This window comes from Streptomyces sp. SID486 (genome assembly GCF_009865385.1).
GTDB lineage: Bacteria > Actinomycetota > Actinomycetes > Streptomycetales > Streptomycetaceae > Streptomyces.
In genome coordinates, this window is record NZ_WWJT01000205.1 from 1 (window position 1) to 1,745 (window position 1,745).

General features: G+C 78.5%; 1 protein-coding gene. It reads left to right on the forward strand.

The features are described from left to right. Positions 1-299: 299 nt before the first annotated feature. Positions 300-1,745, forward strand: a 1,446-nt coding sequence (selA, locus tag GT045_RS10445) for an L-seryl-tRNA(Sec) selenium transferase (protein WP_161333975.1), incomplete at its 3' end; no start/stop codon positions are given.

Sequence of the window (1,745 nt, forward strand, 5' to 3'; positions counted from 1 at the left end):
CTCGCTGACGCGGCGCCGGGCCGGTGACACCGCCCCGCGCCCGGATGACGAGCGGCCCGGTGGCTCGGCACCGGCGCGCCCGGTCTCCGGCGCCCGCCACCGGTGCTCGGCCGGGCCGGCCGGCGGCGTGTTCTCTTCGTCCCGTCGGTTGCGGTGGTCTTCGCTCATGCGGCGCCGGGTACCCGGACCGCGGCGGCGGCCAACGTGCGTCCCGGCGTGTCGGACGGCGCACCGGGGGCACTGGGAGACGATGGGCGGACCCGCACGGGCACAGGGCCGGACCGGAGGGACGGGACGCCATGGAGCAGCGGCCGGTACCAGGACGGACAGCCGAGCAGGCGACGGGGCGTCCGGACGCGCCCGGGAGTCCGCCCCGGGCCGCGGCCGACCCGCGCCGCCGCATCCCGCGCACCGACGCGCTGCTGCACGACCCCCGGCTGTCCGCCGCGGTGGACCGGCTCGGCGCACAGCGGGTGAAGGCCGCGGTACGGCAGGCACAGGAGCAGGCCCGCGCGGGCGGCATCGCGCCCGAGCAGGTCCCGCTGACCGCCCTGGACCTGCTGCCAGGCACCGCGAGCGGACTGCGCCCGGTGATCAACGCCACCGGCGTGCTGCTGCACACCAACCTCGGCCGGGCCCCGCTGTCCGCCGCCGCCCGGCAGGCCGTCGGGGAGGCAGCCGGTCCCACCGACGTCGAACTCGACCTGACGACCGGCGTACGGGCGCGCAGGGGACGCTCCGCGCTCGCCGCGCTGCGGGACCGGGTGCCGGCCGCGGGCGCGGCACACGTCGTGAACAACGGTGCCGCGGCCCTCGTCCTGGCCGCCACCGCTCTCGCGGCCGGCAAGGAGATCGTCGTCAGCCGCGGCGAGATGGTGGAGATCGGTGACGGCTTCCGCCTGCCCGACCTCCTCGTCTCGACCGGTGCCCGGCTCCGCGAGGTGGGTACGACCAACCGCACGACCGCCGCCGACTACGCGGCCGTGACCGGGCCGGACACCGGTTTCGTGCTGAAGGTCCACCCGTCCAACTTCCGGATCACCGGTTTCACCCGTGCCGCCCGGACCGCCGACCTCGCCGGCCTCGGTGTCCCGGTCGTCGTCGACATCGGCTCCGGGCTGCTCGCACCGCACCCGGCCCTGCCCGAGGAACCCGACGCCGACAGCGAGCTGCGCGCCGGTGCGGCCGTCGTCACCGCGAGCGGCGACAAGCTGCTCGGCGGCCCCCAGTGCGGGCTCCTGCTCGGCCGGGAGGACCTGGTGCGCGCCCTGGCCCGGCATCCGCTGGCCCGCGCCCTGCGGGTCGACAAGCTGACCCTGGCCGCGCTGGAGGCCACACTGACCGGCCCGCCCACACCGACCGCCCTCGCACTCACCGCGGACCCGGAGCTGCTCCGCTCCCGCGCCGGCCGCCTCGCCACCGCGCTGGCCGCCGACGGGATCGACGTACGGGCCGTCGGCAGTGCCGCCACGGTCGGCGGCGGGGGAGCGCCCGGCGTCAGCCTGCCCAGCGCGGCCCTGTCCCTGCCCGAGCCGTACGCCGCCGTCCTGCGTACCGGCCACGACCCGGTCGTCGGCCGCCTGGAGGCCGGCCGCTGCCTGCTGGACCTGCGTGCCGTACCGCCGGAGGACGACGACCGGCTGGCGGACGCGGTGCGCACGGCGTCGCCGCGGGCCGGGGCCGCATCGCCGGGGACCCCACGGCGGGCGGAGGATCGCGGCCGGCAGGCACCGGCCGGGGCCGCG